The 23,047-nt window shown below is 53.1% G+C and carries 19 protein-coding genes; 7 read left to right on the top strand and 12 right to left on the bottom strand.

Going from position 1 to position 23,047, the window contains the following annotated elements; genetic code table 11:
* The first annotated feature begins 52 nt into the window (after positions 1-52).
* Both mprF and JIN85_RS06815 read left to right on the top strand, forming a co-directional pair.
* Complete coding sequence (gene mprF / locus JIN85_RS06810; protein WP_200268953.1) at positions 53-2,698, top strand: bifunctional lysylphosphatidylglycerol flippase/synthetase MprF; 2,646 nt, start codon at positions 53-55, stop codon at positions 2,696-2,698.
* Positions 2,695-3,498 carry an AcvB/VirJ family lysyl-phosphatidylglycerol hydrolase gene (locus JIN85_RS06815; protein ID WP_200268955.1) on the top strand — a complete coding sequence of 268 codons (804 nt, stop codon included), beginning with the start codon at positions 2,695-2,697 and terminating at the stop codon, positions 3,496-3,498. The genes mprF and JIN85_RS06815 overlap by 4 nt, the downstream gene beginning before the upstream one ends.
* Before the next feature lie 18 nt (positions 3,499-3,516).
* Here JIN85_RS06815 and JIN85_RS06820 read toward each other — a convergent pair whose 3' ends face one another.
* Together JIN85_RS06820 and JIN85_RS06825 are read right to left on the bottom strand one after the other, a co-directional pair.
* Positions 3,517-4,437, bottom strand: coding sequence for a DMT family transporter (locus JIN85_RS06820; RefSeq protein ID WP_200268957.1), 921 nt, complete (start codon positions 4,435-4,437; stop codon positions 3,517-3,519).
* Positions 4,438-4,591: 154 nt separating this feature from the next.
* Positions 4,592-4,984, bottom strand: coding sequence for a hypothetical protein (locus JIN85_RS06825; protein WP_200268959.1), 393 nt, complete (start codon positions 4,982-4,984; stop codon positions 4,592-4,594).
* Between the two features lie 366 nt (positions 4,985-5,350).
* Here JIN85_RS06825 and JIN85_RS06830 point away from each other — a divergent pair, with 366 nt between their 5' ends.
* Complete coding sequence (locus JIN85_RS06830) at positions 5,351-5,506, top strand: hypothetical protein (protein WP_200268961.1); 156 nt, start codon at positions 5,351-5,353, stop codon at positions 5,504-5,506.
* Between the two features lie 56 nt (positions 5,507-5,562).
* Here JIN85_RS06830 and hemW read toward each other — a convergent pair whose 3' ends face one another.
* Positions 5,563-6,657: a radical SAM family heme chaperone HemW gene (hemW, locus tag JIN85_RS06835; RefSeq protein WP_425494627.1), complete on the bottom strand. Its 1,095-nt coding sequence runs from the start codon at positions 6,655-6,657 to the stop codon at positions 5,563-5,565.
* A 5-nt stretch (positions 6,658-6,662) separates the two neighbouring features.
* Complete coding sequence (gene panB / locus JIN85_RS06840) at positions 6,663-7,445, bottom strand: 3-methyl-2-oxobutanoate hydroxymethyltransferase (RefSeq protein ID WP_200268965.1); 783 nt, start codon at positions 7,443-7,445, stop codon at positions 6,663-6,665.
* A 162-nt stretch (positions 7,446-7,607) separates the two neighbouring features.
* Between panB and JIN85_RS06845 the strand changes: the two genes are divergently transcribed.
* Positions 7,608-9,212 (top strand): MFS transporter, encoded by a 1,605-nt coding sequence (locus JIN85_RS06845; protein WP_200268967.1) that lies wholly within the window; start codon positions 7,608-7,610, stop codon positions 9,210-9,212.
* 58 nt (positions 9,213-9,270) lie between these two features.
* Here the strand turns inward: JIN85_RS06845 and JIN85_RS06850 are convergent, their stop codons facing one another.
* The 8 genes from JIN85_RS06850 to JIN85_RS06885 all read right to left on the bottom strand — a co-directional run bounded on the left by JIN85_RS06850 (position 9,271) and on the right by JIN85_RS06885 (position 17,574).
* A complete protein-coding gene (locus JIN85_RS06850; RefSeq protein WP_200268969.1) occupies positions 9,271-9,630 on the bottom strand; it encodes an Hsp20/alpha crystallin family protein in 360 nt (119 codons plus the stop codon).
* Between the two features lie 7 nt (positions 9,631-9,637).
* Positions 9,638-10,012: an Hsp20/alpha crystallin family protein gene (locus tag JIN85_RS06855; protein WP_200268971.1), complete on the bottom strand. Its 375-nt coding sequence runs from the start codon at positions 10,010-10,012 to the stop codon at positions 9,638-9,640.
* 186 nt (positions 10,013-10,198) lie between these two features.
* Positions 10,199-11,791, bottom strand: a complete 1,593-nt coding sequence (locus JIN85_RS06860; protein WP_200268973.1) for an Rne/Rng family ribonuclease — start codon at positions 11,789-11,791, stop codon at positions 10,199-10,201.
* 59 nt (positions 11,792-11,850) lie between these two features.
* On the bottom strand, positions 11,851-14,097 hold the full coding sequence (locus tag JIN85_RS06865) for a penicillin-binding transpeptidase domain-containing protein (protein ID WP_200268975.1): 2,247 nt from the start codon (positions 14,095-14,097) through the stop codon (positions 11,851-11,853).
* A 10-nt stretch (positions 14,098-14,107) separates the two neighbouring features.
* Positions 14,108-14,698, bottom strand: a complete 591-nt coding sequence (locus tag JIN85_RS06870; RefSeq protein ID WP_200268977.1) for a hypothetical protein — start codon at positions 14,696-14,698, stop codon at positions 14,108-14,110.
* Between the two features lie 7 nt (positions 14,699-14,705).
* Entirely contained in the window at positions 14,706-15,512 is an 807-nt protein-coding gene (gene mreC, locus JIN85_RS06875) for a rod shape-determining protein MreC (protein ID WP_200268979.1), read from the bottom strand.
* Positions 15,513-15,539: 27 nt separating this feature from the next.
* Entirely contained in the window at positions 15,540-16,568 is a 1,029-nt protein-coding gene (locus tag JIN85_RS06880) for a rod shape-determining protein (RefSeq protein ID WP_200268981.1), read from the bottom strand.
* Between the two features lie 217 nt (positions 16,569-16,785).
* The gene (locus tag JIN85_RS06885) at positions 16,786-17,574 is read right to left on the bottom strand and encodes a ParA family protein (protein WP_200268983.1); all 789 of its coding nucleotides are present in this window, start codon (positions 17,572-17,574) and stop codon (positions 16,786-16,788) included.
* Positions 17,575-17,769: 195 nt separating this feature from the next.
* Between JIN85_RS06885 and JIN85_RS06890 the strand changes: the two genes are divergently transcribed.
* The 3 genes from JIN85_RS06890 (at position 17,770) to JIN85_RS06900 (ending at position 22,996) form a co-directional block, all read left to right on the top strand.
* Positions 17,770-18,303 (top strand): ECF-type sigma factor, encoded by a 534-nt coding sequence (locus tag JIN85_RS06890; RefSeq protein ID WP_200268985.1) that lies wholly within the window; start codon positions 17,770-17,772, stop codon positions 18,301-18,303.
* A gap of 167 nt (positions 18,304-18,470) precedes the next feature.
* Complete coding sequence (locus JIN85_RS06895; RefSeq protein ID WP_200268988.1) at positions 18,471-19,541, top strand: hypothetical protein; 1,071 nt, start codon at positions 18,471-18,473, stop codon at positions 19,539-19,541.
* The gene (locus JIN85_RS06900) at positions 19,538-22,996 is read left to right on the top strand and encodes a 3-keto-alpha-glucoside-1,2-lyase-like domain-containing protein (protein ID WP_200268990.1); all 3,459 of its coding nucleotides are present in this window, start codon (positions 19,538-19,540) and stop codon (positions 22,994-22,996) included. Before JIN85_RS06895 ends, JIN85_RS06900 begins: the two co-directional genes overlap by 4 nt.
* Positions 22,997-23,047 lie beyond the last annotated feature (51 nt).

Consider the following 23,047-nt stretch of genomic DNA (forward strand, 5'->3'; position numbering starts at 1 on the left):
TTTTGGGCACAAACCGGCTCCGAATGCCGCTTTGAGTTTGTGACGGAAGCAGATGAGTGAGCATGAAGAATTGCCGGTCGAGGTATCAGGACCTGTTCATGTTTCGCGTCTTCGCGTCTGGATTTGGCGTTTGGGGATAGCGGCTTGGTTGGTGATTCTTGCGTTTGCATTGGCGGCCCTGCACAAGGAATGGGCACATTTTCACGCCAAGGATTTCAAAGCGGCGCTGGCGCGCTTGGGTTGGATGCATGTTGGACTGGCACTTGGGTGCACCGCTCTTAGTTATTTCAGCAACGCGGCGATCGATCTGTTTTCGCTTCGTTGGCTTGGCAAAAAAGTCTCCACGGTTAAGGCATTGGGGTGTTCCTACATCGCTGCCGCGTTCAGCTTGAATGCCGGGGGCACCTTGTTAGGTGGTGGTGGCGTCCGCATGAGACTCTACACGGGGCTTGGTCTCACGCCTGGTGAGGTTGCGCGAATGGCTGGATTTGCGGTCTTTGCCGGATGGGCTGGGAATGCTCTGGTTGCGGGAATTTTGCTGATCCTTTCACCCGCTGCCTTGCCGATGGTGGGTGGGGCGTTGGCTCGGGGAATCGGTGTCTTGCTTGTCATCGCAGTGGGTTGCCTGCTGCTTTGGAACTACTGGCGGCGTGGAAAACATGACGTCGATGAAAACCTGCGCTGGCCGCCAACCGGGTTGTTGTTTGCCGCTATTTTGTCTTCAGCGCTTGACTGGGTCATGGCAGGAATGGCGATTCGTGTTTTGCTGCCTGGTGATCTGGGAAATATCGGCACGGCGGGTTTCCTCGGCGTGGTGTTGGTTTCGCAACTTTTAAGCGCCCTGAGCCACGTTCCTGGAGGCGTTGGAGTGTTGGAACTCTCGATTACCCGGTTGGCTGGCGCGGCGGTCCCGCACGCTTGGCTAGCAGCGGCGTTACTTTGTTATCGGGCGTTGTTTTATCTGCTCCCATTTGCCTTGGCCGCTGCTTGGATGGGCGGACGGGAAGCCTGGGCACATCGCCGGAAAGTGACGCGCAGTGTGGAAATTCTCGGCGGTGTCTGGATGCGCCTCGGGCCGAGGCTGGGTGCTTTGTTGGCCCTCGGCGGTGGATTTGTTCTGATGCTTTCAGCGAATACGCCGATGCTAGCAGCCCGCCGGATGTGGTTGAAGGATACCCTGCCGCTAACCTTTGTCGAAACCTCGCATTTTCTTTCGAGCATTGCCGGCGTTGCCTTGATCGTGGTGGCTCGCGGTCTACAGCGGCGGGTTCATGCCGCATGGTGGGCGGCGGTGTTGCTATCCATCGCGGGAATGATTCTATCGCTCCTGAAAGGGTTCGATTATGAAGAGGCGCTCTTGCTCGGCTTTCTGCTCCTTTGTCTGATTCCTTATCGGGATCAATTTCATCGCCATGCGGCCATGTGGTCGCGCCGTTTTACCGTCGAGTGGTGGTTCTTACTGATCGGGTTGACCACGGTTTCCGTTTGGCTAGGATTTTTCAGCACTCGTCATGTCGAATATCGCAACGATTTGTGGTGGCGGTTTTCCTTTGATGGTGATGCTTCGCGATTCCTGCGGGCGCAGGTTGGTGTCGCGGTTGTTCTGATTGCCGTATTGCTTGCGCAATGGCTGCGTCCAACGCCGCCAAGAGTCCGTAAAAAACAGGCGGAGTTGAGCGATGAGAAACGTGCCAAAGTTGCGGCACTTGTCGCTGAGGCCCCGCAGTGCCAGGCGCATCTGGCGTTGTTAGGCGATAAGATGTTTCATTTCAGCCGGTCTGGTAATGCCTTTTTGATGTATGGCGAGCAAGGTCGCTCGCGGATCGTCATGGGGGATCCGGTCGGTGACGAAGATGAGTGGGATGATCTCCTGTGGAATTTCAACGAAACCGCAGAAGATGAAGGTCGGCGTGTTTGTTATTACCAGATATCATCGGTGACGCTCGCGCGATGCATTGATATGGGAATGAGATTGTTCAAACTCGGTGAGGAAGCCCGGGTTTCTCTAACCGAATTTTCCCTGGAAAGCCCGGATTCACGTAGGTTGAGACAGGCAAGAAGTCGCGCGGTTCGTGACGGAATGAGCTTTGAAATGTGGACGCCGGAACAATCGAAAGCGCACATGACCGAGCTGCGCACGGTATCCGATCAATGGCTGGATAAACATTCGGCACGCGAGAAAAGTTTTTCATTAGGTCGTTTTGATGAGGCTTATCTAACAACGGGACCGATGGCGGTTATCCTGAAATCGGGCACCATTCTAGCGTTTGCAAATCTATGGTGCGGTGGTTCGAAGGAGGAGCTTTCGATTGATCTGATGCGATACGGTTCCGATGCTCCGGGAGGTGTGATGGATTATCTTTTCACCGAGTTGCTGGTTTGGGGCAAAGAGCAGGGATACCATTGGTTCAGTTTGGGCATGGCACCGCTCTCGGGTATGGCCGCGCATCCGCTAGCCCCTCTCTGGCAGAAGCTCGGCTCGTTGATCTATTTGCGTGGAGGAGCCTTTTACAATTTTCGTGGTTTGAGGGATTTTAAAGAAAAGTTCCATCCGGAGTGGGATCCCCATTATTTGGCGGTTCCCAGTCCCTGGCATTTGCCTGCTGCTTTGACCGATATCACCACGCTGATCGGCGGCGGATGGCGTGGTGTCATGGGTAGGCAAAATAGGAAAATAAGTTCGAACGCATCACCATGAGCTCAAATCCTAAACGCCGCCGCAAGCGATGGCTGCTATTTGGAATCGGTGGTTTGATTTTCGCCGCCGTAGTGGCGTTTATTTTACACATGGTGCTGCCGCATCACTTTCTTGGAACCGGGCAGGCACTGGTTCTGACATTGCCTCACGGGAAATTCGAAACGCTTTATTATAACTTGGGACGGCGCCACCCAAAGGGCATCGTCATTGTCGCCACAGGCGATGGAGGTTGGTCCTACTGGGAGGAAAATGTGGCCAAACATTTGTCGGGACAGGGCTATGCGGTCGGTGGTTGGGATTGCCGGAAGTTTGCCGATACACGCACCTACGATGCGGCGGAATTGTCCGCCGGATTTCGTCAAGCGGTTGAGGTTGTTAGAAAACATTCCGGAGCGGGTGATGTGCCGATTTGGTATCTGGGTTGGTCTACCGGAGCAGAGCAATCCGTGGCGGCAGCAGCTTTTCCCGGGCGGCCGGATGGCTTGGTCGGATTGTTGCTGGCAGCGCCAGGTCGAACCGGTCGCTATGGGATCGATGATAGTGATTTGTTAGGTGTCGAGCCCCAGGGGGAAAATACCTTCCGACTATCTTCATTGGCTCCCAAGTTGAAGGGACTCAAGATTGTTCAATTTGCTGCCGGGCTGGATCCGCTGGATGATACCAGCTGGTTGCCAGCTTTGGGCGATATTCCTCACCAGCTGATCGAGTTCCCCACAGAACTGCACGATATGGGTGGAGCAGGGGATGAGTTTCTGAAAAAGGTGGATGAAGCCATGAGCTGGACTCTGAAGCGGCCCTGAATTCCAGCGTACTTTGCCTCAAGGATCTAACAGATTGCGTTGCTTGCGGGCTTTCCACCACGGAATCCCCGCGTGAATGGCGTTCGCCCCGATGATGGTCAAGGTTCCGAAATAGAACCCTGGATGCAGATCTTGATACTCTTTGAAAATGATCAAGGCCGCTGTGATACCGTAGACTGGCTCAAAGTTGATCGCTAGATTGCTGGTGTATGCGGATAAACTGCGCAGCAAGTGGATATGAAATCCGTGCGCAAACACCGTGCAGATCCACGAAAGAGCGAGCAACCAGATCCAATCGTACCCATGCCACTGGAATAGCTGCACCCAACTGGCGATCGGGCTCGCGATATTTCCTGATACGATCGGCATCAGGAGCGCCACCACGATGAAGGCTCCAGTCATTTCCCAGGCGACCATCACCTGAGTATCAAGCCGACCTTGATTGACCAATCTGCGATTCAATACCGGAAAGACAGCTGCAAGAAATGCGGCTAGCAACGCAATTGCCAAACCTAACAAATGCGAGCTGGACCTTTCAAAACCTGCGATCATCACTATACCTGCAGCTACCAATCCACCTAACAGAACTTCGGACATGCGGATTGGTCGCTTTTCCAGCCAAGGTTCGGTAAAAGCCGTGAACAGTGAAATGGTCGCAACACCAGCCAGGCAGATCGAAATGTTGGCAACTTTAACGGCGCCGAAAAAACAGAGCCAGTGGAGTCCGACGAGTGCGCCAATCAGTAAGAGGCGAATCGTATCTTTCCCAGCCGCAAGCGATTTTCGTTTGAACAGACACGTTACGATTGCCGCCCCAACTGCTGCTAGAAAAGTTCGACAACAAACAATCGCGGGTGCTGGGAGAGAAATCAACCGTCCGAGAATGGCAGTTGCCGCAAACACCATGACCAGCAGGTGCAGTTGGAAGATAGGTTTCATGCGAAGAGCCATAGCTAAACTCAGAACCCAGGTATCGGCGTATGGATTGACTTCGGCAACTGCAGTTTAGCTCAGGCCAGCGAATACTTCTCTTGTGATCTTCTTCTATCGCTGGAAATGCAACGCATTCTCGCATGGCGCGATAGCATGCGCTTTATCCTGGATTGCTGAGGAAGATATCGACACTTGATGACCGACCGTGCTCTTCCCACCAATCGCTCAGAAGCCAATGGATGCACTCACCTGTCGACCAGACGGGTGGGCCGAATGGTGAATGTTTTCCAGTACTCAGCGAACCCAATAAAACCGAAGCTGCGCTCACCCTACAGGCTAAAATGTCCAACGCCTGCAATGGAAACCCATAAAGTTGAGAATCCAGTGATAGTGACATCCTACAAATCACGGTGTCGACTTCACGGAACCAGACGGACTCATATTCCGCGAGAGCTTTTCTTAACTCAGGGGCTTTCATGCCCGGGCGATAGAGGCGTTGTAGAACATTCGAATCTAAAACGCCGATGGACATCAATTTGACGAGAATATTCATAAAGTACGACGCTAGCCGATCCCATGATGGAAGGGGAGCTGCTGGCCGGAAAGAATGACGCGATGAATAATCAATCATCTTGGGTTCGATTGTGAATTGTTTTCCAAATGTCAGATTGAAGAAATATACGATTCGTGATATCGCGGCTATTCCAAAGGGAACTCCATTTTCCACGATCTTTGTCTCTAGAATTTCGCGATATTTTCGCTAATGGCAAAATCGATTTGATTCGTCCTCCATCCAAAGGTGTTCGAATCATTTTTTGATTGGACCGCTCCACCTATTCCTGAGTTGGTGCAAGATGGGTGAACTCGAAAATGAAAATCTCTGTTTGCGAACGCCTGATTTGGAACGAAGATTTTCGGAATGAGTAAACTTCTCCTCTTCGCCGCCCTGTTATTGGTTTTGTGGGTAATTCTCCGAGTCGCTTTGGCAATCACCGGTGTATTTCTTCACCTGCTTTGGGTGGCTGCTGTGATCATGGCCATCATCTGGTTGATCGGGAAATTCCGAGGGAAATGATCTCCTGATCGGAGATCAGGGCTTATCTACTACACTGATAGTAGAAATGCCCATCCTTAGACCAGTTCTGCAGCGATAGGGTCGACCAAAGCTCGGCCCCGTTGAACTAGAATCAACGATGTCTCGGTCATTTCGGCCAGGCCTTCTTCTGCTAGGGTCAAGGCGCGGCGTTTCCCCTCGCTGTCCAGCAGGGTGAGGGGAATGCCTTCCTTGGTCCGCAAGCCCAGTGCGATCCTTTCCAACCGCCAAGCTTCCTCATCAATCGTTTCCGATTCGTGGATGGCGTTGCCAATGCTTTCGATCTGGCTGACATAGTGCGCCGTGTCCGGTATATTTTTATGACGCACCATGCCCACGGTGGAGACAGCGGAAGGTCCTAAGCCGAGATAATCTTCGCCGGACCAATACCCCTGGTTATGGGTGGAATGGTGGTCAGGTTGAGCGTAGTTGGAAGTTTCGTAGTGATCGAATCCAGCCTGGGTGAGAAGTTCATCTGCCAGATGAAAATGATCCGCGTCGTGATCCTCGTTTTGAGACATTTCTCCTTTGCGAAGAGATTCGAAAAACGCTGTGTCCTCCTCGTAAGTTAGATTATATGCCGAGATATGCTGAGGTTCTAACGAGACGGCAGTTTGCAAGGTTTGCTTCCAATCTTCAAGCGATTGACCGGGGATTGAGAACATCAGATCAATGTTGATGGAGCGCATGCCGGTTCGTCTCAACATGTCAACTGAAGCGCTGGCTTCTTCAGGGGTATGCTCGCGCCCCAGAGTTTTCAAAACATGTGGAGCAAAAGACTGAATACCGAGTGAGGTGCGTGTAACACCCAGTTCGGTAAACAATGCCGCCTTCTTTTCATCGAAGGTCGCAGGATTTGCTTCCATCGTGACATCATCGAGTTGGGTGAAATCGATTGATTCTTTCAGCCCCTGAAACAATTTCGTCAGATGCGCTGGCGAAAGCATGCTCGGAGTTCCTCCACCGAGATAGATGGTTCGTGGCACCTGGCCAGAACTGGCAATACGAGCGGCTGATTCAGTGACTAGGGCGTCGATGAATCGCCCGATCGAAGTTTGTCCGGGAGTGTGCTTGTAAAACGAGCAATAGGGACAGATCCGATGGCAGAACGGGATGTGCAGATAGAGCAACAAAATGATCAGCCAGAATTTCGTGCGTGGTCCGTGATCCGGGAAATGTAGCGGCCGGTTGCATCGCGAACGGCTGTGGCGACGTCCGCTTCTGGAATTGCAAAAGGCGGAACAAACCATGGGAATGATCCGACCAAATCGGTGATGACTGCGATTTCTCCATCGCAAGTATGCTGGCCACAACCGATCCCGATGGTCGGGACACTTAAGGTTTGAGTGAGTGACGCAGCCGTTTCGGGAACCACGGATTCCAGCACGATGGCACAGACACCGGCATCGATTATGGCCTGGGCTCCCTTGAGAATAAACTCGGCTTGCTCCGGAGTTTTGCCTTTTTTCCGGTATCCGCCTTCTTCGACCACACGTTGCGGTAGCATGCCAAGATGTCCTACGACGGGGATGCCCGCTTCGACGATCGCGCGGATTTTGTCGGCCTGGCGGATGCCGCCTTCTAATTTGATCGCTTCAGCTCCGACTTCGACCAAGCGTTTGGCATTCGCCAGTGCTTGTTCAGGTGTGTCGTAGGTATGAATCGGCAAATCTGCGACCAGTAGAGCTTTCGGTTTTGCTCTGGCGACAGCCGCTGTGTGGTGGATCATGTGGTCCAAGGTCACACTGGTGGTATCCGGAAATCCCAGCACGACCATGCCCAGCGAATCACCGACTAACAGTAAATCCACGCCTGCTTCATCTAACAAGCGGGCTGTGGGGTAGTCATAGGCAGTGAGCGCGGAAATCGGCCGACCGTTTTTCCGGTTCCTTAGTGATTCAGATTTTTCGAGAGCTGTCACGGGTTGCGTCCGGTAATCGTAGGCGCTCAAGTGGAGGTGGTCACTCGAAATGTGCGTAAAGCTGGAACTAAGGCGATAAGAGAATTTTAAATCGTGATGGGGCGGTGAAATTCCGGATTTTTTGACGCGTTCCGGTGCCACTCATCGTGTAGTCTCATCCTGATGTCCGCCGGTTCCTCGCCCTTACGTGTTCCTCTTTTCAGGGCTTTGTGGATCGCAAGCATCATTTCGAATATCGGCTCGACCATGAACGACACCGCGGCGGTGTGGACAATGACGACGCTGACGAGTTCTCCCACGATGGTTTCGCTGATGCAGACCATGTCCAGCTTGCCATTGTTTCTCTTTGCGCTTCCGGCTGGAGCATTGGCGGATTTGGTGGATCGGCGAAATCTGATTCAAGCGGCTCAAGTGGGAGCGTTACTCACTGCTACGGGCATGGCTTTGCTCTCATGGGCCGGTATGCTTTCAGAATCGCTGCTGCTTTTGGCGACGTTCCAACTCGGCTTGACCATGGCGTTTCGGACACCCGCTTGGCAGGCTTTGATTCCGGAAATCGTCGAGAAAAAGCAGCTATCGATGGCCATTGTTTTGGGAGGCCTGGGTTACAATATCGCCCGGGCATTGGGACCCATTCTTGGAGGAATTCTGGTCGCGTGGTTGGGACCAGCTCCAGTGTTTGGCCTGAACGCCCTGTCCTTCGTGGCGGTCATCGTTGCCATCTACGGTGGTGAGAAGATCGGAAAACCCCGCAGCGCCCAGCGCGAGCAAATGTTAGGAGCGATGGCGGCAGCAATCCGTTATGTGAACCACGCGCCGGTGATGAAGGCAGTCCTGTTGCGTGGTGGGGTTCACATGTTTTCAGCAGTCGCGCCAGTCGTGCTTTTACCAATCATCATCCATTCACGCGGTTGGACCGGGGCGGATTTCGGCATTCAAATGGGCTGCTATGGAGCGGGTGCCATCACCATAGCTCTACTGGTCTTGCCGAAATTGCGCAATAAGCTGCCACTCGATCGGGTCATTGGCGGGGCGAGCTGGTGCGCTGCCGCATCGACGTTTGCCCTGGCATTTGTGCCAGGAAAAGTTCTGATGGGCTTGGTTCTGTTTGTGATCGGTGGATCCTGGTTGACCGCGCTCAATAGCTTCAATTTCGCCTCACAAAGCGCTTTCCCGAATTGGGTGCGGGCGCGCAGTTCCGCAATTTATCTGGTGGTGATGCAAGGCGCGTTTGCAGGAGGAGCCGCAGTCTGGGGCTTGGTGACGGATCACGCCAATTCAACGGTTGCCTTGGAAATCGCTTCTGTCGGACTCATTGTTAGTGCGATCTTATGCCGTTATTTCCCGATTAGCCATGTGGTGAATCTTGATCTCAGTCCATCTCCGCATTGGCCAGGCCCAGTGATTGCGAATGCTCCGGCACTGGAAGATGGTCCGATTTTGGTTTCCACGGAATATCGGATCGATCCCGCTGAGGCGGCTGGTTTCCGCAAAGCGATGTTTCATTTGCGTGAAATCCGGCTCCGAGACGGCGCTTTCCGTTGTTCGGTTTTCAATGACTTGGATGATCCCTGGATCTGGCAAGAAACGTTTCTGGTCGGTTCATGGGCTGAATACCTTCGTCAACATGAACGGGCGACTGTCGCAGATCGAGCCGTGGAAGAAGCCGTTTTGAAATTCCACCAATCGTCAGAAGCTCCAAAAGTCCAACACCTGCTAATGACGAATTTACGAGATAAGAAAGTGTTTCGTGGCTCCGGTGATTAGCGCAAAAAAAGCCATCCGCTCTTGAAAAGCGGATGGCGAATTCGTTTTTGCTAGTTTGTTAGTTCACCAAAATTTCTCGCGGTTTCGCTGCTTCAGAAAATGGAATCAGCAAAGTTAAGACACCGTTTTCCAAATTGGCTTCGATTCGGTTGCCATCCAGTCGGCGAGTCAATTTAGCTTGCAGCTGGTACTGAACCGGGGCGGTGTTGCTTGGCGATGCTTTCCAGTTTTCTGGAACTTTGGACGATCGGGGCGCTTCAATATGCAGTGCGGAATCGTTGAGTTTGATCTTCAGATCTTCCTTGCTGACTCCAGGCAGCGCGACTTCCAAGCGGATGCCGTTTTCGTCTTCGTAAGTTTGAGTCGCAGGAGTGATGGTCCGTTGTTGAGTGGTAGGATTGCAAAGATTGTTGTTCATAAATGGATTAGTTGATGTTGATTTCGACCGTTTCAGGAGTCACTGGGGCGGCTTTCGGTATCGCAATTTCGAGCACGCCATTTTCGAGTTTGGCGGTGATGCCGCTGCTGTCGGCTTTGTCTCCGAGCTTCCATTGCCGTTCGAGTTTCGATGTGAAGGAACGCTCTTCGCCAGGCTCTGCCGTGAGCTTTAAAAGCCGATCCGTTACCTTCAACCCCACTTCGGATTTCACATAACCCGGAAGATCGATTCGAATGATATACGATTCGGGCGATTCGTAGATGGACTCATTCGGAGTAAGGGCTGCGGCTGCTGTGACACTTCGGCTCAGGAAGCGATCCAGATCGTCAAAAAATGGTTGGGTTCGTTGGATGAATCTCATAGTTGCCCCTTGTTTCGCATGATTCGTGCAAAACTGGATCACGGATCATAAATGATTGAATGCTAGAGGTTTGGGTATTTTTGCAGCTGGTGGTGATATGCGAACAATTGGGAAAAAATGACGCGATCCGGCCATATTGACCGGATCGCGTTGTCGCAGTTCGAAAGTTGGAAGGCGGGGAGGGGATCAGCCCTGATCGATGGTCTTTTCGCTACCAGCATCAATGATGGCGAAGCGCTCACGATGGAGGGTCGGATCGGAGCGGAAAATCAACCGTCCGGTGTGTGAACGCTCCAGTTCGACCAATAGTTTTGCGTCATCGGATTTGAATCGATTCAGCACGTCACTGTTCACGATCACGATCAGGTCGCCGACGTTGTCGCGATGCTTTTGGATCACAACATTCAACCGGCGCTGAATCTCGACTGACATGGTCATCGGAGTTTTGACGCGACCGCGACCGGAGCAATACGGGCATGGCTCATACATGGAGTCGCGCAACGATTCGTTGAGTCGTTGGCGGGTCATTTCCATCAGGCCGATCGGTGAGATCTGCAGGACCTGGGTTTTCGCTTTGTCTTTCTTTAGGCGATCTTTCATCGCCTTGTAGACCGCTTGTTGATCCTTGCGGTGACGCATGTCGATAAAGTCGACGACCACCAATCCGCCAATGTTCCGGAGGCGAAGCTGGCGGGCGACTTCCTGTGCCGCCTCGATGTTCGTTTCCAGGATCATCTTGTCCACGTCCTTGGAGCCACGGTTCCGACCCGTGTTGACGTCGACCGAAATCAGAGCCTCGGTTTCATCAATCACGATGTAGCCACCGCATGGCAGCCAAACTTGGCGTGAGAATGCCTCGTCGATTTGCTTTTGAATGCCCACACGCTCAAAAATCGGCTGGGTGGCAGTCGGAAGATGATGCACGCGGCGTTTCGCACGTCGTGAAATTTTGCCCGCGATCTCACGGATGATTTCGGTTGTTTCTTCGTCGTCGCAAAGAACTTGGTCGATCTCATCGGTCAGGAAATCGCGTGCAGTGCGCTCAATCAATCCTGGTTCACGGAACACGCATGCCGGTGCCGGACTGTTGGCGCGGCGTTCTTCAATCGAGTCCCACTGCTCTAGCAGCATCGCGAGGTCGCGCACGAAGTGGCGGGCCCGTGTGCCACTGGCCACGGTCCGCATGATGATACCCATGCCTTCAGGAACTGATAGATTTTGCACGATCTTGCGCAGGCGAGCGCGTTCCTTGGGATCTTCGATTTTTCGGGAAATTCCGAATTGTTCGGTGAACGGCATCAACACCAGATATCGTCCAGCGAGGGAGATGTTGGTGGTGACGCGCGGACCTTTCGTGCCGATCGGACCTTTGGAAACCTGGATGACGATTTCCGAGCCGATCGGATAGATGTCCGGAATGTCCTTCGAAGTGATTTTTTTCTTCTGTGGGCGCTTTTTGGTGCCTTCACGCTGGATTTCTTCCAAGCCACCATCGAGGGCGGCAGGGATGGCATCCCAAAAGTGAAGGAAAGCGTTTTTGTCGAGGCCGATATCGACAAACATCGCCTTCAGTCCGGGTTCGATGTTTTTTACCCGGCCTTTGAAAATGCCACCGACGATGTTTTGTTCGCCTTCGCGCTCGACGGTGTATTCTTCGAGGACACCGTCTTCAAGCAAGGCGACGCGGCGTTCCAGCCGTTCGACGTTGACGACGATGCTATTCCCTCGGGCCGAATCGGGCTTGCCGATGCCGAAGAGTCTTTTGATACGTTGAATCATGATTTTGCTATGGGGAAAGCTGTAGGGAAATGAATAGTTAGGGCTTTTGAAGCAACTTGTCAGTTGTTTTCAGGGACCAAGATGGCCCGGGGAATGGTTCCTTCCTGATCCGGAACAGGTGTGATGGTGGGATCAGGAATGATGGGGTTTTCCTGAGTTGGTCGAATGGTGTTGGAGATATCTCCGACTTCGTCACCGGTTTCGCCATCTGATTCGTTAGATTGCTGATCTGCCTGTTGTTCGGCAGCTGCTTCGGCGATCTCGTCCTGTGTAGGGCTGGTGTCACCGGCTTCGACAGAAGCAATCATTTCGGCAGGGACTTCGATCGACTCGACCAATTCGCCGAGGAATCCATCGGCTTTTTCCTGTGGTTTCAGCGGCAGGCGAATCCCTTTGGAATCGCGCGCATGAAGGCCGCGGTAGACCAGGTTGACCAATGGTCCTGCAACTCCACCGCCGGATTTGCCGTTTTGGACCATGACGCAGATGGCGTAGCGGGGATGATCATAAGGAGCGAAACTCATGATCCAAGAGTTATCCGAGGCCTTGCCATCATCCATGGTTTGAGCGGTTCCGCTCTTCGCCGCGACTACGAAAGTATCATCAAAGCCGGTGCGAACCTTGCCTGAAGTGCCGCCAGGTTTATTCGATGACAAATACATGCCGTGGCGGATCAACTCGATGTCCTCGGCGCTGATGCCTGCCTTGGTGAGGTCGATTTTCAACTTCGGCGTGTCAGGAACGAGCACTTTGCCGTTGGCTGCGACCACCGTTTTGACAATACGAGGTTGGTAGTATTTGCCACCGTTCGCGACACATGCAGCAACCGCGCACATTTGCAGAGGAGTGGCAGCAGCGTCGCCCTGGCCGATGGATAGGAAAGCCGTTAGGACCGGCGTGACCGCTTGTCCCGGGTTGGCAGCACGCCATTCGCGACTGCCGGTTAGAGTGCCCGCCGATTCATTCGGGAGTTCGATGCCGGTCTTCTGGCCGATGCCGACCAGTTGGCAACCTTCGACCATGGCTTTCCAGCCGATGGCATTGGCCAATTTGTTGAAGTAAGGATTGCAGGAATGCTGGATCGCTTCCGACAAGTCCTCCATGCCGTGGCTACCCCCATGCATGTTGTAAATCCAGCAGCCAATTTTGCTGTTTCCGTATGGGACATAGCCATCGCAGGAAAAATGTTGTTTTGCCATCCCTGCCAGTGCACCAGCAAAGGCAGTGGGGATTTTCATGGTAGAGCCTGGCGTGTAACTGGAAATGGCTCGATTGGTCAGAGGAGATAACTGTTGGCTTGATAGATACTCCTCCCACTTCTTTGGAGATATGGATGGAACGAAATCGTTGGGATTGTAATCTGGCACCGATGCCATGGCGAGCACCTCACCCGTGTTAACATCCATGACAACGCCGGCAGCACGTCCAGCAAGTCGCAGCGAGTTCTCGAGCAGATATTGGACATGCGCGTCGATCGTCAATGTTACATCAGCCCCCGCGCCTGGGTTGGTGATGTCGGTCACTCTTACCATGCGATCTTTCTCGTCCTTCAACACAGTGCGGACACCTTCCAAACCGCAAAGTACGTCATCCATCGTAGCTTCGACTCCTGCGATTCCCTTGTCATCGCCAAGATAATTCAAGTTGAACTTCCGTGCCGCCTCTTCCGGGATGAACTTGTCCCTTTCCCATTTTTTCAGATAGCCAAGAACATGCGAAGCCAAAGAGCCATAAGGGTAGGTCCGCTTGGGCCGGACTCCCACATAAACTCCCGGCAGTTCGAGGTTGTGTTCGGCGAATCGCGCAAACTCTTCGTAGGTTAGATCCGTACGGTAAGTGAATGGAATGAGCCCACCAAAGGTTAGGTAATGGTTTCCAAGATTGCGTGCGTTGAAGTTTGCTGCCAGCTTGAGGTCTTTCTCTGCAAGCCGTTTGATCACATAAGTTTTAACGATGCCAATAATGTCCGTTACTTCCTGTTTGCGGTCCATCCCTTGCTCGCGCGTAATTCTTTCGACTTTGGGAATTTTGCTATACTGGCTGCTGTAGGCTTGTTTGATCTCCTCCAGATTGAGGCTGACTATATATTCAGGAACATTCTCAGCGAGAACGACGCCGCTTCGGTCTTTGATTTGTCCGCGGACACCAGGCTCGCGAACCGAAACGCTGTGGCTGCCAGGGACTTTTTTAAGAAACTCATCCCGTCGTTCGATCTGGTAACTGTAGAGACGTGACAATAAAGCCCCAATACCCAGGACGATGAGTGTGGTTAGAAGGTAGAGGCGAAAGCGAAAATGCGGTTGCATGGTAATGATTTCATCGGCGCCGCCTGCGGTTTTTCTTTTTCGCAGCAGCTGGGTTAATGGAATGGCGACATAAAGCGGCGATCCGGAATAGGATCCAAAAAACGATGGGGGAAAATAGCATGGTGAGCAGGGCCGTGCAGGCCATCTGGATCACGATGAATCGGTCCATCATCATTCCGCCTCGTACGAAGCAAATGATGAGATATTCAGCCATCAGATAAAGGAAGATGGCGATTCCCGATAGAACTACAGAAAATTGCCATTTGCCCTGGTGGAAAAGTGGCTGCACTCCCTGCATGAGGTAGCCCATGGCAGCGAACAACAGGATCGAATAGCCAAAACGAAGTGATTCAACCGGTTGGGTATAGATCTGAGGATCGCCATTGAGCGTGCCAATGTAGGATTGGGTATCCCAAAGGAAGCCTGAGATGAACGCCAGCAGCAGCATGGTCGGGGAGCCGACCGTGACTGCGGAGCAGAGGAATACCAATTGGACAAGCAGGATCCGGGATTGATGAAATCCCGTAAAGGCTGGAATGAACTGCTGCACGACAAACGACGCGAGCACCAGCAGAACGGTGGTAATGGTATAGCGAATCACAAACGTTTCATGGGTCTCCTGAAAGAACCACGAATACCGTGCTGAGATCGGCGAAGTCCACTGCGGGACGGACGATAGCTTCGGAATTGAGGGCGTCACTTTCGACGGACTCGATGGTTCCTAAAACAATATTAGGCTGGAAGATTCCTCCCAGGCCGGTGGTGAGGACCCGCTGGCCGGCTTTCAGCTGCGCGTCTTTGGATAAATATTTCAACCGGAGGCGTGGTTCTCCGTCTGCTTGGCTGCGTTGACCGCTGAGGATGCCGACTTCACGACTGCCTTCCACTTTTGCTGACACCAGACATTTTTCATCGGTCAGTAGCAAAACGGAGGAACGGTCTTTATCGATCCGGTCGATTTTCCCGACCAAACCTTCATTGGAAAGCACAACGTATTGCAGAGCGATGCCGCTTTTTTCGCCTGCATCGATCTCGACCGTCTGCCACCAGGTCGTGGGTTGTCGGCGGATCACCTGGGCACCTACGACATCGAAGCGGGTCAGCTTTTTGAAAGCGAGCGCCCGCCGCATCTGATTGTTTTCCGTTTCCAGATCGCGGTAGCGGGATTCGATGAGCCGCAGTCGACCCATTTCGCCACGCATGGCTTCGAGCTCGGTTTCCAGTGCTTTGGAATGATTGGTTTCTTCCAGGAAGGCACGGGCATGAGTTTCCAGCTCAGATCCGGATTTCAGAAATGGCGAGATTGCTGCAAAGTATTTGCTCTGGATATCTCGGACTGCCGACTCGCTGCGAGTGAGAGCCCATGTAGCTGCCCCGAGAAAGAGCAGCAGTGCGATGAGGTTGAGCGGCTTCATGGCCGGAGGATCATGTGCAGGATCGGGTTAGCGATCTGAGTTCGCGACTCGTTTCAGCAGCGCAAGCTCCTGAAGCGCCTTGCCTGTGCCCTCGGCCACGGCGCTGAGGGGGTCCTCGGCGACGTGAACCGGAAGCCCGGTTTCCTCCCTGAGAAGGCGGTCCAATCCTTTCAGGAGAGCTCCGCCTCCGGCGAGAATGATCCCGCGATCGACCAAGTCGGACGCCAATTCCGGAGGGCATCGCTCAAGGGTCGTGCGAACGGCATCGACGATGGTGTTAAGAGGATCCGCCATGGCTTCGCGAATCTCCTGCGAAGTGATGGTGATGGTTTTCGGCAGTCCGGCGACCATATCACGACCTTTGACTTCCATCGTGATTTCCTTGGCCAGCGGCGCGGCGGAACCGAGGCGAATTTTGATCTCTTCCGAGGTGCGCTCACCAATCATCAGGTTGTAGGCGCGCTTCATGTATTGAATGATGGACTCGTCCAGCTCGTCACCCGCAGTGCGGACACTCCGAGCGTAAACAATCCCGGAAAGGGAAATGAGTGCCACTTCCGTGGTGCCGCCGCCGATATCGACGATCATGTTGCCAGATGCTTCCTGCACCGGCAGGCCGACTCCAATGGCCGCAGCCATCGGCTCTTCAATCAAGTAAACTTCACGGGCACCGGCTTGCAGAGCGGATTCGCGAACCGCGCGGCGCTCGACTTCAGTGATGCCGGATGGAATGGCGATCAGAACCCGGGGATTTGCCCGCTTGTTCTTGTTCACCTTGCGGATGAAATGACGGAGCATGGCCTCTGTCACCTCGAAGTCAGCGATAACGCCGTCTTTCAACGGTCGGATCGCCACGATGTTGCCGGGCGTTCGGCCGAGCATGCGCTTGGCATCGTCACCAACGGCGAGAACTTCGTTGGTGCCAGCTTTTACAGCGACGACGGAAGGTTCGCGGAGAACAATGCCGTGGTCTTTGACATTGATGAGCGTGTTTGCAGTGCCGAGATCGATGCCGATATCATTGGAGAATAGATTTCCGAAAATCTTTTTGAACATGGAAGCGGTTGAAAATAAGACAGATAGATGAAAGTTGCGGAATTCGGCGGTGCCCAGGTGGCTTCGCGTTCCGGCGGGCAAGCCGTGCAAAAACTGAAGCGATGGCGGAGCTGCGCCGAAAGTATCCCAAAGTCCCTATTCAGACCGTCAAGGTCAAGCGGGAAACCAGTGTTCCTCGCTGATGGGGCATTGGTTCCACGGACTTCAAAAACCGATTTTAGGCAAGGACAGGTCCGACCTTGGCATGGCGGGTCAAAAACTCATCTGCCAGGTCGCCGTAAGACTGGGCTCCGATGCCTCCCTGATCGTGTTCAAAGATGGTCCGGCCGTGACTTGGCGCTTCGCCCAAACGGATCGTTCTAGGAATGACCGAGCGGTAAATTTGATCCGGGAAATAATTGGAAACTTCATCGACGACCTGGCGCGAAAGCAAGGTGCGACCATCATACATGGTCATCAGAATGCCTTCGAGGCGCAGATTCGGATTCGCATCCGAGTTGCGGATTTGGTCGATGACATGGACGATTTTTGCCAAACCTTCCAGGCCAAACCATTCGCATTGAAGCGGAATCAGGATTTCGTCCGCAGCTGCCAGGGCGGATGTCATCAGCACGCCCAGCGATGGTGGGGTATCCAGAATGCAGTATTCGAAAAGATCGTTCGGTTTCAGCGCCTGAAGGATCGAGCGCAGTCGGGTGAGGTGGTCATCGCTCCGTGCCAGCTCGATTTCGACACCAGCCAAGTCCATTTCAGAGGGAACGAGTGACAAATTGTCACGTCCGGTTGCCAAAATCTGATCGTAGACCGTTTTTTGCCCGATCAGAACCGGATACATGCTGCTGTTTTCCGGTGGCTCAATTCCGAGTCCGCTGGTGCAGTTGGCTTGTGGGTCCAGATCGATCAAAAGCACGCGCTGGCCGCGAAGCGCAAGGGCTGCGGAGAGGTTGAGCGCGGTGGTGGTTTTACCCACGCCGCCTTTTTGGTTGCCGATGGCGACGACTTTCATGAGGTGACAGCATTGTTCCGTTTGTCGCGCCGGATGGCAATCAAAACCCCTTCTTAACCGGTTAGGAGCCTATGCGTAGGAGAATATTTCCTAGGTTTGATCGGCAATTCTCGGGACGATTGGCATGCAGAATAGTTGTCAGAATGTCTGATTGACGTCTCTGGTTAAACCCGATTGTTTAATTGCTACTTTCAGATGGAGAGCGAGTTGGAATTATCCCATTTTTCAGAAGACGACATCCGGCGTCTTTACCCGACCTTGCGTGCCATGGCGGGAGAAAAAATGGCTCATGAGCGACTCGGCCACACTCTTCAGCCCACTGCACTGGTGCATGAAGCTTGGCTGAGAATGCGTGAAAGCGAAAATCAAACCTGGCGAAACACCGCCCATTTTTGTGCGGCGGCGGCGGAGACGATGCGTCGGATTTTGATCGATCGCGGCCGTCGACGTGCTCGTAAAAAGCATGGCGGCGGCTTGAAGCAGGTCCCGATGCAGCAGCTGGATTTGGAAGAACCCGAACATAAGGACTCGATCGTGGTGATCGATGAAGCCTTGAAGCGTTTGGAGGAAGTCGACCCGCAACGCGCCCGTTTGGTTCTACTGAAATACTTCGGCGGCATGTCGAATCGGGAAATCGCTCATGAAATGAAAGTGACTGAGCGAACCGTGGAGCGCTATTGGGCGTTTGCCAGAACCTGGCTTTATCGCGAGATCCAGAGTCGCCTCTGAGGTTCGAGATTTGTTAGAATCGCTGGAGATTCGATTTTGAAGATTGCTTGTCGGGTTTGAAGCCTGAACGGCGCGGAAAGGAGAGAGGACGAAATCATCGTCCGAAAAACCCAACCCTAACAATCGGTGAACCCACACCGGTTTCCGGAAGTTTCCGGCCTTTCCCTATGTCATTAAAACTTTTTCTGGCAAGACGTCGCAGTCGAGCCATCGCCAGGATTTTACCGTCCGTTGTCATTTTATCGTGGTTCGCCACATCGACCGAAACGTCCATCGCTGCCGAGCGCGGACGCGATCCGTGGGTGTTTCGGATGATTTTCGAAAACCGATCGAGAATGTTGGTAATGGCTCTGCGCTCTGACTTGTGGGCGGCCTACAATCCAGCGAATGGATCGCTGTACAAGGTTTGGAATGGCGGTATCGAATATCACGGCAAGGTCTACGACTTCGGACAGCGGAATTCCAAAGCGCTCGGGCAGGTTTACCATCGCTGCGAAAAGTCGTCATTGTTAGAGGCCACGGATGAATCGGTGATTCCCTCAGGCTGGACGACGGAGGGAATAGCGACAGGTGCGGAATCGTGGACTCTAACAAATAGCAATTCGGAATTGGTCACACGGAGTTTTGATACTCGGAGATATGATCAGGTCATGGTGACCTATCGCACGCCGGGAGGCAACAATCGGCTGTTGGTGGATGTTTCCACAGATAATGGTTTGAGCTGGAATGCCCAAACCTGGATGTCCATTGATGCACCGGCGGAAGACGGTCACCAAAAGCGGTTGGCTGTGACAGCGGAGCAGGTCAAACTGAGGTTCCGGCGAAATACGACTGGCAGCACCGCAACCCTGGCAGACCTCGTCGTGATGGGGGACTACCAAGTTTGGTCGTTTCAGAAAGACGGCCAGATGGTTTTTCCAAAAGTGGATTGGCGTGGTTATCGGCTTTCGGGGCAGACAGACGGTGTCACGCTTCTGTACGATCTGATATTGCCCGATGAAACCCGAATCTCCGTGGCAGAAACTCCTGAGCAGGTTGTTGGCGCGGGCATGACGCGGAAGTTTGAAATTCTTGGGCTGCCTGCCGATTCAAGAGTTTCACTTGAACTCGATGGCACGGGCTATCAAGCGGCTCATCAGCTGGCTGGCGCAGGTAGTTTGCGGACTGAAAACGACGATACGTTTTTGGATTTTGTGACCGATGGAAGTTCCACTCTAACCACTACCTGGACCCCATGAGACTTTTGGCGATTGTAGCAATGGTTTTGGCGACTGCTCACCTGGGCTGGAGCCAGGAAAAGGCGATGAGGCCTGGAGTCACGGTTTGGGTTTACGAGCTTGGGGAGGAACTTCGCGAGCTACCGTTGCTGGTGGACGGACAAACCCCAAATGTTTCTGGTTATTACCCGGCTGTCGATTTCTCGGGAGCGTGGGAAACCATTTATAATTCTTCCCTGGAACAATATTATCTAGGGCATGCTTGGGGGAATCTAATCGTGGAAACCGGCGGGACTTATACTTTCCGCCTCACCAGCGATGATGGCGCGAAATTTTATATCGGAGATTCAGCGGCACTCGTTGTCGATGACGATCCAGCTGAAGAGGGTGGTCGATCCGCGAGTTTGAATTTATTGCCGGGCACCTATCCGTTCTACGTGGATTTCTATCAGAACACGGGAGATGCAAGAGTGTTGCTGGAATGGAAACCACCAGGTGCGCAAGATTTTGTTCCAATCCCGGAATCATCTCTGGAAACCGAGGACGGGCTGACTCATGTGACTTCGCCAGGGTTGAAGAATTATTATTACGAGGAAGGCGCTGGCGGAAGTGCGGGAGGTCCAGGCGATGGGCGACCCTTGATTGGCGTTCATCCGGGTTATGATTTGATCAACTTCCGCCCAAGTGATTTCCACCCGGCAGTAGGTGGTATGGATTTTCTGCCCGATGGGCGCTTGGCGATTTGCACTTGGGACAATACCGGATCTGTTTATTTTCTGGATGGCTTGGACGGAGATAGTCCGGCAACGGTGCATCGCTTCGCAACCGGGTTGGGCGAACCGCTCGGGTTGAAAGTGATTGATGGAGTTGTCTACGTGACCCAGAAGCAGGAGGTCACCAAGTTGTTAGATACAGATGGCGATGATGTGGCGGATGAATATCTTTCGGTAGCTCACGGATGGCCTGCATCGTTCAACTACCATGAGTTTAGTTTTAATCTGGTGCAAAAAGATGGCTACTTGTGGGTTACGACTTCCGTGCCGCTACGGACTGGAAATACGGCCTATCTTCCCGGCTCAGAGCCAGCATTTCCGGTCCCTCATGGTCCGGGTTCGCTGCTGCGCATAGATCCACAAAATAGGACTTGGGAAATTGTTGCAAATGGCCTTCGGACCCCGAATGGCATGGGAGTCGGTGTGGATGGAGAATTGTTCTGCAGTGACAATCAGGGTGAATGGCTGCCATCTTCCCGGTTGAATCATTTGGTCCCTGGTAACTACTATGGACATCGTGAAGATCCGGATGTCGAGTTGCCATACACGAGGCCGGCCCTGTGGTTGCCGCACGGTGAAATTTCCAATTCTCCAGCGGAACCGATTTTGATCCCAAGCGGTCCGTATGCCGGTCAGATGTTGATCGCTGAATTAACGCACGGCGGCATCAATCGCGCTTTTCTGGAGAAGGTGAAGTGTGAGTATCAAGGGGCTGTCTTTCAATTCACTCAAGGGTTGGAATGTGGAATGAATCGATTGGTGTGGGGGCCGGATGGTTCTTTGTATGCGGGAGGCGTCGGATCCGGCGGCAACTGGAATTGGAATGGAACAACGTATGGTTTGCAGCGTCTCAAACCGAATGGACGGACGACCTTTGAGATGAAAAGTGTCCGGGCACGCGCGGACGGGATCATCATCGAATTTACTCAGCCGGTTCCTTATTCATGCATCGGTTCTGTAGCCAATTACAGTCTCCAGCAATACCATTACGAACCGGAAAGCACGTATGGGGGGCCGAAATATAACGTGGAGTCTTTGGCTGCTTCTTATGCAGATGTCTCACTCGATCGCACAAAGGTTTATCTCAATATTCCGGGATTGAAAGAGGATCGGGTGATTGCACTGCGGCTGAAAAATTTCGTCAATGAAAGCCAGGTGGCACCATGGGCAACGGAAGCTTGGTATACGATGAATCAATTGCCTGAGGATGCTGGTGCGGATTTTACGGTCATGGATCCGCCGCCAGAATCGCAGATTCCCGTTTCACCGGACGTATCGATTCTTTATGAGGCGGAATCGGCGGAAAATATCGGCCCGGTAACGGCAACCGAGCATGCTGGTTACACGGGTTCGGGTTATTCCGACTATGGGAATGCAGCAGGTCAGATCATCCGCTGGAATATCGTTTCGACACACGCGGGTGATCATCAAGTTGCGTTTCGTTATGCGAATGGCGGCACCTCAGCCCGTCCTTTGGTTCTGAGTGTCAATGGAAGCGTTCTAACGACTCTCCAATTTTCTCCAACCTCAGGATGGGCGGATTGGGTGACTACGAACGTAGTTGTCGTCAATTTGAATAAGGGAACGAACACGATCCAATTGAGCAGTGCCGGTTCAACCGGACCGAATGTTGATTCCATGTCACTGATTGGTCCTTCCGCGGCTCCATCCAGTGCCGTGGTGTTATTTGACGGAACTGCAGCTTCGCTTCTGGCAAATTGGAAGCGCGATCAGGATGGCGCCCGGCCAAGCTGGTCAGTGGAAGGGGGAGCCTTATTGGTGAATACCAGTCCATCGCCGAATGATATTTCCACGATTGCCGGATATAACGATTTCACACTTCATCTGGAATGGCTCTCCCCGACTGGTGGAGTGGATCAGCTGGGAGGAAATTCCGGTGTGAAACTGCGGCGCAGTTATGAGGTGCAAATCCTCAATTCAGCGGCCGGAATTGCATTGGCCAATGATTCTGCCGGTGCGATCTATCAACTCAAAGCCGCTGACCTCAATGCCAGTCTGGGTGCGGGAGCATGGCAAAGCTATGATATCGATTTCACGGCTGCGCGCTGGAGTGGCACTACCAAAATTGAGAATGCCAAAGTGACAGTGCGATGGAATGGCGTAAAGATTCACGATGAGGTGGAAATTCCTGCCCCAACAGGGGCTTCGCTAGCGGAGGCATCAGGGTTGCAACCTTTGCTGCTGCAGGCTCATGCGTCAGACGCCTCCGGGCCAGTCAGGTTCCGGAACATCTGGATCATACCCAAAGATACGTTTTCCCAACATTGGCAATCCTGGCTGGAATCCCAAGGAATTGCATGGTCGACAGGTGTGGAATATCAGGATTCGGACCACGATGGTTTACCCAACCTTTGGGAGTATGCGGTCGATGGTGGCGCAACAGCAAATGACGATGGCGTTTCAAGAATGCCGACCATGAAGCTGGTCGAGGATGATGAGCAGGTTTATATGGAGTTCGAGTTTGTTAGACGCGCCGACTCCGCTGCGATCGGGTTGCGCTATTCTCTCCAAACCTCCGAATCTCTGGATTTTGGTTCGTGGACCAATCATCCAGCGAGTCAAATTGGACCTGCTGTGCCGATTGGTGATGGCCATCTGGAACGAGTTGTTTTGAAAATGGACGAGCCTGTAACCGGTCTGAAACGGATATTCGCGCGCTTACAAGCCGAGTTGATCGAATGAAGCAATTCGAGGCACAGAGCGCAGAATGCTTGCCGGGAAACCGACTCTTCG

It is taken from the genome of Luteolibacter pohnpeiensis, assembly GCF_016595435.1.
In the GTDB taxonomy this organism is placed as follows: Bacteria; Verrucomicrobiota; Verrucomicrobiia; order Verrucomicrobiales; family Akkermansiaceae; genus Luteolibacter; species Luteolibacter pohnpeiensis.